The organism is Gilvimarinus sp. 1_MG-2023 (assembly GCF_030548285.1).
Genome location: NZ_JAUOSC010001851.1, coordinates 1 through 231 on the forward strand (window position 1 = coordinate 1; position 231 = coordinate 231).

Sequence of the window (231 nt, forward strand, 5' to 3'; positions counted from 1 at the left end):
GTATACAGGAATGCTACGTCAAAGATTGGCTGAGGTAGAATTGTTGCCAGATGCTCCGTTTTTGTCTGCTTCTGCTGGAATTGGAAAATTTTTAAGCAATCAGGATTGTTATTATTTAAGAGCAACTCTAAAAGAAGACAAAGTAAAACATGGTATTAAAGCGTTGTTGTTAGAAAATGAACGCGCAAAAAAATATGGATTTACAACATCAGAATTAGAACGTTACAAGGC

1 protein-coding gene is annotated in these 231 nt (G+C 35.1%); it reads left to right on the forward strand.

Annotation, left to right across the window (positions count from 1 at the left end; genetic code table 11):
- Nucleotides 1–25: 25 nt before the first annotated feature.
- Nucleotides 26–231: hypothetical protein (locus tag Q4563_RS23095; RefSeq protein ID WP_303606214.1), on the forward strand; the 206-nt coding region annotated here is incomplete at its 3' end.